This is a genomic window from Roseofilum acuticapitatum BLCC-M154, from assembly GCF_030068475.1.
In the GTDB taxonomy this organism is placed as follows: Bacteria; Cyanobacteriota; Cyanobacteriia; order Cyanobacteriales; family Desertifilaceae; genus Roseofilum; species Roseofilum acuticapitatum.
Window position 1 is genome coordinate 1 of the sequence record NZ_JAQOSP010000149.1, and the last position, 14781, is coordinate 14781.

Annotated in this window: 16 protein-coding genes and 1 pseudogene; 7 read left to right on the forward strand and 10 right to left on the reverse strand. The window is 45.7% G+C overall.

The features are described 5' to 3' along the window. Window positions 1-180: 180 nt before the first annotated feature. Together PMG71_RS23075 and PMG71_RS23080 are read right to left on the reverse strand one after the other, a co-directional pair. The gene (locus PMG71_RS23075; RefSeq protein WP_283756087.1) at window positions 181-1056 is read right to left on the reverse strand and encodes a hypothetical protein; all 876 of its coding nucleotides are present in this window, start codon (window positions 1054-1056) and stop codon (window positions 181-183) included. A 460-nt stretch (window positions 1057-1516) separates the two neighbouring features. Further along, window positions 1517-2548 (reverse strand): AAA family ATPase, encoded by a 1032-nt coding sequence (locus PMG71_RS23080; RefSeq protein WP_283756088.1) that lies wholly within the window; start codon window positions 2546-2548, stop codon window positions 1517-1519. On the opposite strand from PMG71_RS23080, the gene PMG71_RS23085 reads away from it, so the two are divergent. After that, entirely contained in the window at window positions 2519-3124 is a 606-nt protein-coding gene (locus tag PMG71_RS23085; protein WP_283756089.1) for a hypothetical protein, read from the forward strand. The two genes, PMG71_RS23080 and PMG71_RS23085, sit on opposite strands and share 30 nt — an antisense overlap. 125 nt (window positions 3125-3249) lie before the next feature. Here PMG71_RS23085 and PMG71_RS23090 read toward each other — a convergent pair whose 3' ends face one another. From PMG71_RS23090 to PMG71_RS23100, 3 genes are all read right to left on the reverse strand, one after another. Next, on the reverse strand, window positions 3250-3702 hold the full coding sequence (locus PMG71_RS23090; protein WP_283756090.1) for an HNH endonuclease: 453 nt from the start codon (window positions 3700-3702) through the stop codon (window positions 3250-3252). Next, complete coding sequence (locus PMG71_RS23095) at window positions 3689-3931, reverse strand: hypothetical protein (RefSeq protein WP_283756091.1); 243 nt, start codon at window positions 3929-3931, stop codon at window positions 3689-3691. Before PMG71_RS23095 ends, PMG71_RS23090 begins: the two co-directional genes overlap by 14 nt. A gap of 109 nt (window positions 3932-4040) precedes the next feature. After that, window positions 4041-4262: a DUF433 domain-containing protein gene (locus tag PMG71_RS23100; RefSeq protein ID WP_430541029.1), complete on the reverse strand. Its 222-nt coding sequence runs from the start codon at window positions 4260-4262 to the stop codon at window positions 4041-4043. Window positions 4263-4370: 108 nt separating this feature from the next. Here PMG71_RS23100 and PMG71_RS23105 point away from each other — a divergent pair. The 3 genes and pseudogenes from PMG71_RS23105 to PMG71_RS23115 all read left to right on the forward strand — a co-directional run. Further along, a pseudogene (locus PMG71_RS23105) lies at window positions 4371-4592 on the forward strand (hypothetical protein); the annotation flags it as partial. A 28-nt stretch (window positions 4593-4620) separates the two neighbouring features. Beyond that, window positions 4621-4938 (forward strand): DUF4258 domain-containing protein, encoded by a 318-nt coding sequence (locus tag PMG71_RS23110; protein ID WP_283756093.1) that lies wholly within the window; start codon window positions 4621-4623, stop codon window positions 4936-4938. Next, window positions 4931-5170: a YgiT-type zinc finger protein gene (locus PMG71_RS23115; protein WP_283756094.1), complete on the forward strand. Its 240-nt coding sequence runs from the start codon at window positions 4931-4933 to the stop codon at window positions 5168-5170. The genes PMG71_RS23110 and PMG71_RS23115 overlap by 8 nt, the downstream gene beginning before the upstream one ends. 236 nt (window positions 5171-5406) lie before the next feature. Here the strand turns inward: PMG71_RS23115 and PMG71_RS23120 are convergent, their stop codons facing one another. The 4 genes from PMG71_RS23120 to PMG71_RS23135 form a co-directional block, all read right to left on the reverse strand. Then, window positions 5407-5913, reverse strand: coding sequence for a DUF4411 family protein (locus tag PMG71_RS23120; protein WP_283756095.1), 507 nt, complete (start codon window positions 5911-5913; stop codon window positions 5407-5409). 2 nt (window positions 5914-5915) lie between these two features. After that, the gene (locus PMG71_RS23125; RefSeq protein ID WP_283756096.1) at window positions 5916-7088 is read right to left on the reverse strand and encodes an ImmA/IrrE family metallo-endopeptidase; all 1173 of its coding nucleotides are present in this window, start codon (window positions 7086-7088) and stop codon (window positions 5916-5918) included. A 166-nt stretch (window positions 7089-7254) separates the two neighbouring features. Further along, the gene (locus PMG71_RS23130; protein ID WP_283756097.1) at window positions 7255-7632 is read right to left on the reverse strand and encodes a hypothetical protein; all 378 of its coding nucleotides are present in this window, start codon (window positions 7630-7632) and stop codon (window positions 7255-7257) included. Beyond that, window positions 7632-7949 (reverse strand): hypothetical protein, encoded by a 318-nt coding sequence (locus PMG71_RS23135; protein ID WP_283756098.1) that lies wholly within the window; start codon window positions 7947-7949, stop codon window positions 7632-7634. Before PMG71_RS23135 ends, PMG71_RS23130 begins: the two co-directional genes overlap by 1 nt. 210 nt (window positions 7950-8159) lie before the next feature. Between PMG71_RS23135 and mfd the strand changes: the two genes are divergently transcribed. Continuing rightward, window positions 8160-11603 (forward strand): transcription-repair coupling factor, encoded by a 3444-nt coding sequence (gene mfd / locus PMG71_RS23140; protein WP_283756099.1) that lies wholly within the window; start codon window positions 8160-8162, stop codon window positions 11601-11603. 201 nt (window positions 11604-11804) lie between these two features. Here the strand turns inward: mfd and fmt are convergent, their stop codons facing one another. Then, window positions 11805-12800 carry a methionyl-tRNA formyltransferase gene (gene fmt, locus PMG71_RS23145; RefSeq protein WP_283756100.1) on the reverse strand — a complete coding sequence of 332 codons (996 nt, stop codon included), beginning with the start codon at window positions 12798-12800 and terminating at the stop codon, window positions 11805-11807. Between the two features lie 167 nt (window positions 12801-12967). Between fmt and PMG71_RS23150 the strand changes: the two genes are divergently transcribed. Then, the gene (locus PMG71_RS23150) at window positions 12968-13699 is read left to right on the forward strand and encodes an alpha/beta hydrolase-fold protein (RefSeq protein WP_283756101.1); all 732 of its coding nucleotides are present in this window, start codon (window positions 12968-12970) and stop codon (window positions 13697-13699) included. A gap of 252 nt (window positions 13700-13951) precedes the next feature. Next, window positions 13952-14781, forward strand: an 830-nt coding sequence (locus PMG71_RS23155; RefSeq protein WP_283756102.1) for an RNA-guided endonuclease InsQ/TnpB family protein, incomplete at its 3' end; no start/stop codon positions are given.

Genomic DNA, 14781 nt, shown 5'->3' on the forward strand with positions numbered 1-14781 from the left:
ACAGCACCTTGCGCGGTAATGAGGTGCAGTAGTAAAAGATCCCCCCTAACCCCCCTTAATAAGGGGGGAATAAGAAAGTCCCCCTTTTTTAAGGGGGATTTAGGGGGATCAAACTGTACCACATAACAGCGAAAACTGCTGATATCGTTGTCAGACCGATCAGCGTTGACACTCGACTAGCTAGTTAGAGCAGCGATATCGAACAACGTTGGTATCGCTATGGGTTAAAGCCGAGCGATCGCTCGATAGCTCAAAAGAATCTGTTTCGGTATAGGTTTCTCCCTCGCTGGCGTACTCAGAAGTCACCATCATCTTTAGATCCCCTTGGGTAAAAACTTCCAGCACAGTGCCAAAAGATTCATAAAATTCGATTCGGTTCAGCCCGATCAGCAGCCGTCCGTCGCTGTGTGGCACGCCACAGCCCTGTAAACCACTGTTCCACTCGCCTTGGAACTGCATAGGAATCACGCTCTGCACCTGCGCCACTGGAGTCCTATCAGTCGGCTTTGCGGCTTCAGGAGAGGAAAAGGGTTGGACGTTCCAGCCCCCAACTTCTAGCTTAGAGCCACCGTAGGTAATCACCGAAAGGGATTGCTGCTCACCTGGATGTATAAAGTCAAATCTACACTGCCCCAGTCCGGTACCGGCGCAGCCCGCAACTTCTGTAAAGCCAGCATCGTAAGCCATCCGCTCGACACCATAAAGACCAGGATCAGCCGCTTCTACGGGAACCCAGCCCTTCTTAAGGAGCCGATCGCGAGCATCGGCGTACTGCATTCCTACCTTTAAATCGATCAGCAGGTTGTTGTCAGCAAGGGTGGGCTGCTGGCTGCTGCTGGCTGCTGGTTCGCTCCCGGCCCGCTCTGGCGGTGGAGCCATTGGTTCTCTGGCCACCAAGGTTGCCTCTGAAGCTCTGCTTGCGGCGGTATCAGAAGGCGGATCGGGAACATCTACGGCAGCACCGGTAATCACTAGAGGCGCTAGGCCTAGGCAGGCGATCGCTGTTTTACCTGTTCTACTGCGCTCCGACCAGACATGGATTAAGATATCTAGCATTTTTGTTCAGGTGCAATTTTATGTAGAGGGCGGCTCAAGACTACTGGGCAGACAGGCTGAATCAGTCATTTCTAGGTAGACCCAGGCTGAATTGATTGCGCGATCTGTTCCCATTCCCGGACAGCCGTAAAATAGAGGACGCTTCTGGTCTGCGAGGAACTTGCTCATCCAGGTCATTTTACCACTACCATCCGATTAGCGCTACTGTGTTTAAACCGAAACCGATGCAGGCTGCCTAGTTTACCCTGGCAGATCTGCAATTAGTTAGAGAGGATGGATTTAATCGAACATTCCCCATGACCGATCGCCGATCGCCCATTCCCGGTTTAAACTAATAGATCCCACTCACATTCGGTAACACTTGGATTTATGGCTTTTTCCTCTATCTTGCGAACCTTGCGGCGATCGCCTCTTACGCAAGAACTACTGACTAAACTCGGCGTTTATATGAACATCATCCCTACTGACGAGCTATTAATTTTAAGTAAGTCATGGTCAAGGGAGAGAGGGTAAATTGAGGGGTTTCGACGGTTTCTATCCACAGTCGGCGTTGTAGGGATTGCAGGGTATGGAGGATCATTGTAGCGGGTTGCGATCGCCCTTTCAACAGGTCTCCTAAGCCAACGGGTGCAGAAAATTGCGCCATATCTTGCAGGAGTTGTTGCTCCAAGTCCGATAAGCGGTTAAAACGGCGCTGATATTGGTCTTGGATGGAGTCAATTAACAGGATATCTTGTTCTAGAAATTGGCGCACGCTGCCTTGAAACAGGTCTTGAATCAGTTGGGATACCCCAGTTAACCAGAGGGGATGATGGTGGTAGCGATGACTGAGGGTTTCCCAGTCTTCTTCATCGAGGAGTTGATAATGACGGAAAATGTCGGTTGTGTCGTTGCCGAGTCCGTTTAAGCGCAAGATTTTGCTGGTTTTCTGCTCTTTGGGTTGTTCGTCGCTGATGAGGATGATGCAACTTTGATGGGGGACTTGGCCTAAAAGCTGAAAAAAGGTGCGATAATTCTCTAAATTGGGCGAATAGTGTCCAGCCGATTGCTGTGGTGCAAAAAGAGTTTGCATATCGTCGAGGAGGATGAGGAGGCGATCGCGCTTGAGAGCTTTGAGCAGTGCTTGGTGTTGCGCTTCGAGTTGGTGGGGAACCTCTTCAGAGTCCGTGAGAACCTGTAACAGATGGGTAAGCGTGGCGGTTAAGGGGGGAGAGAACTGGAGACTGTAGTAGAGGATGCGATCGAACTGAGTTTGGATGCGATCGATCAATTTCAGCGCCAGAGACGTTTTACCAATTCCCGGAAGTCCCAACAGCCAGATTAAACGAGAGCCACTCACCCAACTTTCCAGCGTTTCCAGTTCTTCTCTACGTCCATAAAAACAAGAAACTTCTGGCGCAAGTCCCAAATCAATTTGCGGTGGTTCCCTTTCTTTTTTGGGCGAATTTAAAAAAATCAAGATTTGAATTCGTTCAATGACACCTCTATTCATTCAAATCCTCAAGCCGGTCAGAAAGTATCCTCGACGTTTCAGCGCTTTTCAACGGCTGAAAGTGCAATTAATAGATGCGCCCTTCATGAAATCCAAGTTCTCATGGCATTAAGAAGAATTACTTATATCTCTCATAAGTGCTTGAAGACAATCGAGAAAGGAGTAAAAAATAAATGGATTGAAAAGGTTTCTATTTATGCTTTAGATGATAAAAATCTATGTGTAGGAGAACTAAGTGTAAGTGTTGACTGGAATTTATATGATTCACTGATGTCTACTGGAAAATTTACCATTGCGTTAGATCCTAGACATTTTGATAAGTATGACAATCAACCTGTTTCTATTGAGTTAGATGAAGCAGTGAAATTGTTTAGAGAGTTTATTGGTGAGGAGAATCTTAAAACAATATATCAAGTTTCTTATCCGTCACATTTTAAGAGTGAAGAAATCAATCGTAAACTCGGATTTTCTCCGTTTCAAAAAGTCAAGTGGTCGGAAAGAAAAATCATTTATAAAAAGCTTGATGTAGAGAAGACTCCTGAGTTTTATATTGAATTACGCCTCATAGACATATAAAGCGATCGCTATCTAAATCTGTCCATTCCCGCCATTGGTCATCATCTGGCCACGTTAACCGATCTCTACCGTTATGATAACCTACAATTAATATGAGTATCGCTACGTTAAAATCTGAGAATTCTTTAAGCTTGGCATGGATCATCTGCTGGAGGGTGCAATCGAGTTTGTATCCAAAATCGTCTTGTTTGTCGAATGGAATCGTTTTCTGGATAACGGCTATCGTTCAAATCAAGACGTAGGCAAGTTGCTCGACCAATAGGTGTAGTTCCTTCTATTATAACACCCTTATCTTGCCAGACAAAATGCTCCGCCCACTTCTGTTTACGGGGATTAAAAATGGGAACAGTCTCCTGAGTCTCTGGATCAATTCCAGCCACAAAGTTGTAGCGTCTCTCATTGCAACGACGGCAGGCAAGGGCAAGATTGTCGAGTGCATCAGAACCACCCAAAGATTTGGGAACGACATGATCGACAGTAAATCGATTAGCACTCAACCGTTCTGGAGAGTGGCAATACTCGCAGATATAGTTGGCACGCTCTCGAATAGCCTGCTTGAGTTCATCACTGATTGGCATGTTGAGCAGCAAGCATCGCGTTAATGTGAGTAAAAATATGATCTAGTTCTCCAATCGCATCTAATTCAGCAATTTCATCAGGAGTGATTTGATCGGCTTTTTTCTTCTCCAGAAGACTCTCCATTCGCAGTTGAAGAGACTCACTGAATTTGAATAAATTCCAGTTGCCAACTTTTTCAAGCCGGATTTCGTGAATTAGAGAAGATGGTTTATTAAGAGTTGTAACCATTTAACCCCCATTGCACTTCAGGGAAGATTCTACCTGGATCAAGCTTGAGCGGTGATTGTATTTCACTCATCGCATGTGTTCCTTTTTAGCTGACTCTACATTCTCTCTCTTAAGTTAGCATTATTTCTTCATTTTCCCGAATCGCCATTTCAATTTCTTCTGGATAAGCTTTAGCATAACGCCAAGCATTAACCAGATCGATCGCGCTCAAACCGGGAAAAGCTGTTAAAATCTGGGCATTAGTCATTCCTAAACGGCGATCGCATACCAATGAGCAAACCGGAATGCGCGTTTTCTCAATTCCAGACTCAAACTCAGGTTGAACAGAAATTAGTTAGAGAGGATGGATTTAATCGAACATTCCCCATGACCGATCGCCAATAACCCATTCTCGGTTTAAACTAATAGATCCCACTCACATTCGCTAACACTTGGATTTATGGCCTTTTCCTCTATCTTGCGAACCTTGCGGCGATCGCCTCTTACGCAAGAACTACTGACTAAACTCGGCGACAACCGCTCCTTAGAACTTCAGGGAATTCCCCGGTTTCCCAAGGGTTTAGTTGCGTCTGCCCTCTCCCAAGCCGAATCTCGCTCCTTGTTGGTGGTGACGGCAACGATGGAGGAGGAAAACCGATGGACGGCGCAGTTAGAAGCCATGATAAAAGCTTTCCGTTGATTTTATTTTTATGAAAACACTAGAGGAGATTAAAAGTCAGTTATATGCTGGAAACTTTGAATTTACCCGTCATGGGTTTAAGCGGGCGATCGAACGCAATATCAGTGAGTCGGAGATCAAGGAAGCGAGTGTCACAATGGAGGTAGTTGAAGATTATCCAGAGGACAAATATTCACCGAGTTGTCTACTTTTAGGATTTACGTTAGCAAACCGCGCTTTACATCTTCAGGTTTCAAGACTTGAATCTGATGTTGTTAAAATTATCACGTTATATGAACCAGCCCCAGACCAATGGATTGATAATCGCAGGAGGAAAAGCAATGTTTAAATGTCATGTTTGTGGCTCAACGGAGTCTCATGTAGAGCAAGTGAGTGAGGTTTTGAAGATCCAGGGAAATTTCTATCTCGTTGAAAATATTCCAGCGACGGTTTGTTCTCGTTGTGGGGAAGAAACATTTAGTCGGGAAACAACAGAGCGGGTTCGAGTGATGCTACATCAAGGAGACAAACCTATTCGATCGCTCGCTCTAGATGTTTTTTCCTTTGATGAGGCGGTTTGAATTTATAATTTATAGGGTCTCATCTCTCATTCCTCATGACCGATCGCCAATCGGCCATTCCCGGTTTAAACTAATAGATCCCACTCACATTCGCTAACACTTGGATTTATGGCCTTTTCCTCCATCTTGCGAACCTTGCGGCGATCGCATTCGTCGTCGTGCTAAGTTGCCTTTGGATCTCCGTGGGATTCTCAAGACTGGCAAGATAGACGCTGGTGAACATTAAAGAAATGGTATCAATCCTTTAATATCAAATTAATCTTTTCTCTTCTCAACATTTCAAACGGTAAAATACACTCAATTTTAAAGGCATGACAAACATCTGGAATTCTAATCTGAGTCTTGCTTTCGGGTGCTGATTGTTCGAGTGTTACAACGGTCAACTTGTTAGCCCGTGCATAGCTTATTAACTCAAAGTCAGCACATCCCAAAAAGTTTTGAATTGCAGATTCTTTATACTGTGGGTTCCCATGGGCCCAGTTGGCCACTTCTGCCATTGCTTTAAGAGTCTCTGGATTTGGCTCTCGGAAAAAGTCTTCACTGAGCTTATCAATCCAAGAACTGAGCGGGTCTTTTCTCTCTTTATCCTTCCCTTGTATTTCCACCTTAACTGCCTTGATACTCAATATCGTTCCTGTCTCACCTTGTTTGATTAACCACTCCCAAAATCCTGGGCAAAAATCAAAAGCGTAATACCTTCTATGGGCATCTATAAAAACATTGGCATCCAACAAGTAAGGCATAACTAATCGAGTCTAAGAGACTGAGCAACACGGTCAAAAGTGGGGGCTGAAACGTCTAATATTCTGAATGCCTCTTGGAAAGTAGTCCCTCCCTCAAGGGTATTCGTGACAACAGCTTTAAGAAGCCGCTTCCCCACCTTGCGGTTGAGATTGCTATAATAGTTGCCCCCACCTTTCTTTGTTGGGTCTTGATTTGAATTTTTCTTCTTAAGTATTCCTAACTCTTTGATATAATTTTCTGAGAAAGTTTTGCTATTGATTACTCCTAGGTCATAAACGCGCCGGAGAGTGACTAGCGTGCTAACTTTGTATATTTTTGCCAGTCGTTTGACTTCGTTCATTAACTCTTTGTTTTCCTGATATTCTCCTCTAAAAATCGACAGAGGCACAAGAATTTCTGCTGCCACCTTATTGCACCAACTCTCGATTGTCTTTTGTGCGGGAACATCACTTATTTGTACATTAGATACCCCTTCTTCTCCCAGCCAAACATGAGCCAACTCATGGGCTAAAGTAAACATCTGTGCAGCCTTAGTGTCCGCCCCATTGATAAAGATTAATGGAGTAATTGGATCGACCAATGCGAACCCCCTAAACTCCTCTGGGTCAAGCTTGCGACGAGTGTTATTTCCTACAACACCATTAACCATAACCAATATGCCTAAGCGTTCAACTTTATCAATGAACGTTCGCCATGTCTCTTCCCAATCTTTCATTTTTGCTCTCTCTTCCAAATTAAACCCGATCGCCTCACGAATCTGGGCGGCCACTTGGGCAATATCGTCTTTCAAGGTGACACTACCCACATAAGCTTTTGCCCCCTCTGCCTCTTGGGATTGTAAGTAATTGCGATACCAATCCTGTCGGCGCTGGCAAGTGTAAATCGTCTCCAAAAGGTTAGGGCTAGGACGATTGAACGAGGCTCCAGGCAAAGTACGAAAATCATTGATAGGTAGTTGTTCCTCTGGGGGAGTTGACAAGAAAAGCATCCCTAGCGGCACGTGAGTTTTTTGGGCCAGTTTTTCTAACTGCTTAAAGGTAAAAGTTGGATCGCCTTCTCCTTGCTGCCACTCTTTCAGCTTTGGAAACTCTTTCACTAAGTCAGCAAGATCCAGGCCTGCACGCTGGCGGGCCCATTCCAATACTTCTGGAGCAATGGTAACTTTGGCACTCACATTCGAGTTCTCTAGCGATGTGTCCTGTAATAATTGTATGCGAGCGATCGCTTCTTAAGCGAAAGATCTTCTTATCGAATCGAACAGATCCATCGGATCACCGGATCTTAGCAGTTGTAGGGGTCAACGGCCGTTGACCCCTACAGGTTGACTTGGTGACGAGCGATCAGGATTCAGTTCTCTCCCCTAATGTTAAAATCGAGGAAGAGATATCCACAACTAACAGTCGATTTATTAACAACTGGCGACCTAATAAAACTTGTGGAATACCCAAGGCTGCATGAATAATAATATTAACTTCTTGTCGATCAAAATAGATGGAACCTGTATATAAGTTAAACTCGACTTCTTCTCCTGTTGCTAACTGCATGTTCTGCGTACCAATATACTGCACATCCAGCCCGTCTAAATCTTGAATATCAAGAGTCAGCCATCCTGAAAATCCTGTATCGAGCATCGCATCAATGGTAAAATCGATACCATCTGTTGTCACTAATCTAATTTCAAAAAGTAATTCATTATTCTCTCCCAAGCTTCCCTGCATTACTTAGCTCCACAAATTCCAGTTTCATTGACTTGAAAGAGGTGAAATGGAGCGTGGGGATATTTGGCACGGGATAAGGAGATCGCCTCCCACTCGGTTTTGGCTAAAAAATACTCTTGACTCTGAGGTTCGACAGCCAGATACCAGTTATAATGGGTTTCTATTAATTCAGCTTTCACTTGCTCAAATATCCGTTGGCAACTTTGATGAAATTCTGCACGTTTTGCCTGCCATTGGGCTTTTTTCTCCTCTGACCATTGAACTTCAGGGAAGATTCTGCCTCGATCAAGCTTGAGCGGTGATTGTATTTCACTCATCGCATTTGTTTCTTTTAAGCTAACTTTACATTCTTTTTATATCGCACTCGTCAAACGGTTAGCAAACACCTTCCACATTTCTATTGATTCGACTGGCTCAGGTATATTAACATATTGATCATCTCCTATCGTTCCCCATGACCGATCGCCAATTACCCATTCCCGGTTTAAACTAATAGATTGGACTCACATTCGCTAACACTTGGATTTATGGCCTTTTCCTCTATCTTGCGAACCTTGCGGCGATCGCCTCTTACGCAAGAGCTACTGACTAAACTCGGCGACAATCGATCCTTAGAACTTCAGGGAATTCCCCGGTTTCCCAAAGGTTTAGTTGCGTCTGCCCTCTCCCAAGCGGAATCTCGCTCCTTGTTGGTGGTGACGGCAACGATGGAAGAGGCGAATCGATGGGCGGCGCAGTTAGAAGCCATGGATTGGCAAAGTGTCCTATTTTACCCAACTACAGAAGCGTCGCCCTATGAATCCAGCCCTCCGGAACCGGAGATGGTTTGGGGACAGATGCAGGTGTTGGCGGAGTTGGTTTTGGGTAATACTGAGCGTCAACGAGCCATTGTTTGTACGGAACGGGCGCTACAGCCCCATCTGCCCCCCCTAGAAGCGTTTAAACCCTATGCTCTGCGGTTGCAAAAGGGGGATGTCTGGGAGAGTAAAGCGCTGGATCGGAAGTTAAGTCAACTCGGTTATGAGCGGGTGACCTCCGTGGAAACCGAGGGGCAATGGAGTCGCCGAGGGGACATTGTGGATATTTTCCCTGTGGCTTCCGAGTTGCCGGTGCGCCTGGAATGGTGGGCAACGGAGGGGGATGGGGATGCAGTAGAGAAGATTAAGGAACTCGATCCGGCTACGGGGCGATCGCTCGATCCTGTCCCAGAAGTTATGTTAACACCGACTGCTTTTACACCTATCCTTGAGGAAGCACTGACGGATCTGGGTGTAGAAAACTTACCAGAATTCTCCTCCGCCTATTTAGGGTTAGGCTTTGATACGCCCGCTTCCCTGTTGGATTATTTACCCCAAAATAGTCTGATTGCGATCGATGAACCGGCGCAATGTGAGAGTCATAGTAATAATTGGGTGAATCACATTCAAGAGCAGTATCAAACCCTGCAAGAAGTCCAAGGACTGGGTAAAGTGCCCCCCATTCATCGCTCCTTTGCCCATTCCTTAAGCCAGGTGCAAACCTATCCCTGTCTGTACTTATCAGAATTAGCAGAAAGTCATTCTGGGGCGCTTAACCTTTCCAGTCGCCCCGTTCCCGTCCTTCCCCATCAGTTTGCAAAACTCGCGGAAACCCTGAGAGAAGAAAGCAAAAATCGCACGTTAATCTTTGTCATTTCTGCCCAACCCTCGCGATCGGTTTCCTTGCTGCAAGAACATGATTGTGGGACAAAATTTATACCCAATCCCAAAGACTATCAGGCGATCGACTCTCTGCAAGTCCACTATACCCCGATCGCCCTCAAATATTCCGGAGTTGCGGAGCTAGAAGGCTTTGTGCTGCCGACATTCAAGATCATGGTGGTGAGCGATCGCGAATTTTACGGACAACATAGCCTCGCCACCCCCAGCTACATCCGCAAACGTCGCCGCGCTGCCTCCAAACAAGTCGATCCCAATACTCTCAAACCCGGCGATTATGTCGTTCACAAAAGCCATGGGATCGGACGGTTTATAAAATTAGAAAAGCTTACCGTCAATGAAGAAACCAGAGAATATTTAGTCATCAAATATGAAGATGGGTTACTCCGCGTCGCCGCCGATCAAGTCGGATCATTATCTCGATTTCGCTCCACCGATGGCAAGCGCCCAACCTTACATAAATTAGCGGGGAAAACTTGGGAGAAAACCAAAAATAAAGTCCGCAAAAACATCAAGAAGTTGGCCGTGGACTTGCTCAAACTCTATGCAGCCAGAGCAGAACAGGAAGGATTTCAATTTCCCCCGGATTCCGCTTGGCAAGAGGAATTAGAAGACTCCTTTCCCTACCAAGCCACCCCCGATCAACTGAAGGCAACCCAGGATATTAAACGGGATATGGAATCCCCGCGCCCCATGGATCGCTTGGTTTGTGGGGATGTGGGATTTGGGAAAACAGAAGTAGGAATTCGCGCTATTTTTAAGGCAGTCACGGCGGGAAAACAGGTGGCGTTTTTAGCTCCAACGACGATTTTAACCCAGCAACATTATCACACCCTCAAAGAACGATTTGCCCCCTATCCGATTGAGGTGGGATTATTAAACCGCTTTCGCACTCCCACGGAACGCAAAGAGATTCAACAACGGTTAGCGACAGGGGAATTAGATGTAGTCGTTGGCACTCAAGCACTGTTGAGTAAAGAGGTAAAATACCGAGATTTGGGCTTATTGGTGGTGGATGAAGAGCAACGGTTTGGGGTGAATCAGAAGGAAAAAATTAAGGCATTGAAAACCCAGGTGGATGTGTTAACCCTCAGTGCCACACCCATTCCTCGCACCCTGTATATGTCTTTGTCGGGGGTGCGGGAGATGAGTTTGATTACCACCCCACCGCCGTCCCGTCGCCCGATTAAAACCCATTTGGCGGCGTATAATTTGGAGGCAGTCCGCACGGCGATCCGTCAGGAGTTGGATCGGGGGGGACAGGTGTTTTATGTGGTTCCCAGGGTTGAGGGAATTGAGGAGATCAGTACCCGGATTCGGGAGACGGTTCCAGGGGTGCGATTGGCGATCGCCCATGGACAGATGGCAGAAACGGAACTTGAAGCAACAATGCTTAGTTTTAGCGATGGGGAAGCGGATGTGCTGGTTTGTACCACTATCATTGAGTCGGGTTTGGATATTCCCCGCGTCAATACCATTCTCATTGAGGATGCCCATAAATTTGGCTTGTCGCAATTGTATCAGTTACGGGGGCGCGTCGGTCGGGCGGGAATTCAAGCCCATGCCTGGCTCTTTTACCCGGATCGCCGCACCTTACCGGAAGCTGCTCAAAAACGTCTGCGGGCAATCCAGGAATTTACTCAGTTGGGTTCTGGGTATCAGTTGGCAATGCGTGATATGGAAATTCGCGGAGTCGGCAACCTATTGGGGGCAGAACAGTCCGGACAGATGACGGCGATCGGCTTTGATTTATACATGGAAATGTTACAAGAATCGATTCGAGAAATCCAAGGCCAGGAGATTCCCCAAGTCGATGATACCAGTATCGATCTACCGATTACGGCGTTTATTCCTGCCGATTATATCCCCGATCTGGATCAGAAAATGAGAGCCTATCGCTCCGTAGCGGCGGCGGGTTGTGGTGATGAATTACGCTTAATCGAGATGGAATGGGGCGATCGCTACGGAACCATTCCCCAACCCGCTCAACAACTCATCCGCGTCATGGAACTCAAACAACTCGCCAAATCTCTCGGTTTTTCCCGCATTAAACCCGACGGAAAACAGCACGTTGTGTTAGAAACTCCCATGGAAGAACCCGCTTGGAATCTATTAAAAGAAAAACTCGATCGCCGCTTCCAGGCTCGCTTTGTCTACAGTCCGAAAAAGGTCACCGTCCGAGGTTTAGGCGTGTTTAAACCCAATCAACAACTCGATCAACTCATTAACTGGTTTACTCAAATGCAAGCCGCATTGACCATAAACCATCAATAATTTGATCTCAAACCTAGCAGTAGTGGACTGTTTCAGCTAATTGGGTACTTTAGATATTGGGTAATGCGAGCATCTTGCTCGCTAGAGAAAGGCAGCGAGCAAGATGTTTGTCCTGCGGAAACGCTACGCTACGCACTCCTCTATTGCACTATTTTAATGCGGTCACGGCAGCAGGGTAGGCACTCCCGACTCAACTTCACCTTAACTCAAAACTTCCCCCACTGCCAAGCGAGATCCATTCATAAAATCAACCCCCAATTGGGCCCGTTTTCCCGCTAACTGCACTTGACACAAAATTAAAAATCCCTTGCCCGTTTTCACCACTGGCCCCAAACCTTTGGCGAGAAAAACTACTTTTCCCCCTTGAGCTTCATCTAAGTCCATATTTTGCAAAATTTGCTCCACCTTAATCAACTCTTCAGACAATTTTAAATCGTCACCCGTCAACAAGGGAGCCGTTTCCATCACCTTCAAAACTCCATCCCGAAATTGAGCCACACAAGAAGGAAAAAAGCCCCGTACTTGGTTATGCAACTCTAGGGCACTGCGCCGCCAATTTAACTGATAATCCGGTTTATCAATCAAAGGCGCATAAGTAGCTAAATCGTTATTCTGGGGAATAGGGGTTACTTGCTCTTGATCCAGTTTTAATAAGGTATCGATTAATAAATCTGCACCCATAGAAGCTAACCGCTCCGCTAAAGTTTGGGCATTATCCCATAAACTGATGGGAGTGACGGACTTGAGCAGCATATCCCCGGTATCCATTCCCTTATCCATGAGTATGGTGGTAATACCGGTTTCCGTTTCCCCATGATAGAGACACCACTGAATGGGAGCCGCTCCCCGATATTGAGGTAAAATGGAACCATGGACATTGACACAACCGAGTCTTGGCATCTTCAGAATCTTGGAGGACAGAATTTGACCATAGGCAACCACCACAAACACATCCGCCTGCATTTGCTCTAATTCCTGTAAAGTAAAGGAGTCTTTCTTAATGCGCTCCGGTTGCCAGACGGGTATATTCTCTCTAAGGGCAACGGTTTTCACGGCAGAAGGGATGGCTTTCCCCCCTCGACCTCGGCGTTTATCCGGTTGCGTCACCACACCCAGGACTTGGAATAGGGAATCGGATAATAATCGCTCTAGGGTGGGGACAGCAAAAGCAGGTGTACCAAAAAAAATGACTTTCATGGGTTACGGTTCTGTATGATGTTTGAGAAACGGCTCAGGATTGGACAACTGTTACCCTATTGTTTTAAGTTACCGGAGGATGTCATTCAAAACCCATGTTCTAGACTTTCAATTCTGTATCCGTCCTCGATCGCTCAATTCTGACTCACGCTTTCAGTTTAAACTCTATGGCTTATTGTCGTCGGTATTTCCGGTTCTATTCCCAGATTCTACAACGGGAAATGGAGGTTTTGCATTTTGGGGATTCTGGCTATCCCATGTTGTTGTTTCCCTCCAGCAATGGACGGTTTTTTGACCCAGAAGACCGGGGTTTGATTGCTGCTCTGGGGCGACATTTGGATATGGGCTGGACTCAGGTGTTTTGTTTGGATACCTTAGACTGGGAAACTCTGTTAGCTCCAGGATTGACGATTCAGGAACGCCGCCAGCGCTGGTTATTGTTGGAGCGCCATTGGTATAAGGAGTTTATCCCCTATGCTTGTGATGAGGCCCAAAATGATTTTTTAGTAGCTGCTGGCTGTTCTTTGGGGGCAACCCATGCGTTAAATTTGGCTCTGCGCTATCCGAATATTGTCCGTCGCTGTATTTCCATGTCGGGAACCTATGATTTAACGACGCTGCCGGGAATTGCTCAGTTGGCCTCGGAGGAGACAACGAAGGAGTTACATTTTATTAATCCAGTTGCATATATGGCTAATATGAGCCGCGATCGCTGGTTAGAATTAGGAGGAGCTAATACTGACCTGAAACTGCTCACCGCTCAACACGACCACTGTCTCTCCGATTATCTACGCTTGTGCGATATTTTTAATCGTAATGGCATCCCCCATCATCTAGAAATTTGGAATGGGGGCCATGATTGGTCAATTTGGCAGGCACAACTCGCCGCCTTTGCCTAAACCCAATCTACAGTAAAAAGAAACCGGGTTTCTACTCAATTCCAGCATCAGGTATTGATGTTGTAGGGGCGGGTTAACCAAAAATCAGGAAACAAGCGAATCAATTTCGTAAACCCGCCCTCCCCAACCGTCAATTTACCGAAAATTTGGGTTTAAAGCCCCGTCCTTTGAGGACGGCTTTTGAAATTGCAAGGTTGTCAAGTCAACTTTTGGTGCGCTATACTGATTTTATCCAAGCAAGTTCTGTGTAAAATGTTTGTTTTAGAGTTCAATGTAAAAGCTAAAACTCAACAGTATCAAGCGATAGACGAGGCTATCCGTACCGCTCAATTTATCCGTAACAAGTGCTTAAGGTTATGGATGGATACACCAGGAACGGATAAAAAGGATTTATATCGATACTCTAAAGTTTTAGCCCATGACTTTGAATTTGCTGACCAATTAAACTCAAGTGCTAGACAAGCAAGTGCTGAACGTGCTTGGAGTTCAATTAGTCGGTTTTACGATAACTGTAAACGCAAAATACCAGGAAAAAAAGGCTATCCTCAGTTTAAGAAGTTTAGTCGCTCTGTTGAGTATAAGCAATCTGGGTGGAAACTTCTTAACCCTAAAACGATTAAGTTCACCGACAAGAATAATATAGGCGTTCTTAAGTTAGTAGGAACGTGGGATTTAACTTATTTTCAAAAGTCTGATATTAAACGAGTCAGACTGATTAGACGGGCGGACGGTTATTATTGTCAATTTGTGCTTTCTTGCGAAGTCAAAGAAGAGGTTAAGCCATCAGGTAAGTGCATTGGCTTAGATGTGGGTTTAACCTCTTTTTATACCGACAATGAGGGAAACAAGGTAGAGAATCCTCAATTCTTGAGAAAGTCTGAGAAACGACTCAAAACGCTTCAAAGACGTTTATCCAAAAAGACAAAGGGGAGTAAAAATAGAGAAAAAGCTAGACAAAGATTAGCTAAGGGTCATCTTAAAATAACTAGGCAACGTAAAGACTTTGCTGTGAAGTTAGCAAGGTGCGTAGTTCACTCTAACGATGTGATAGCTTATGAAGATTTAAGAGTTAAGCACTTAGT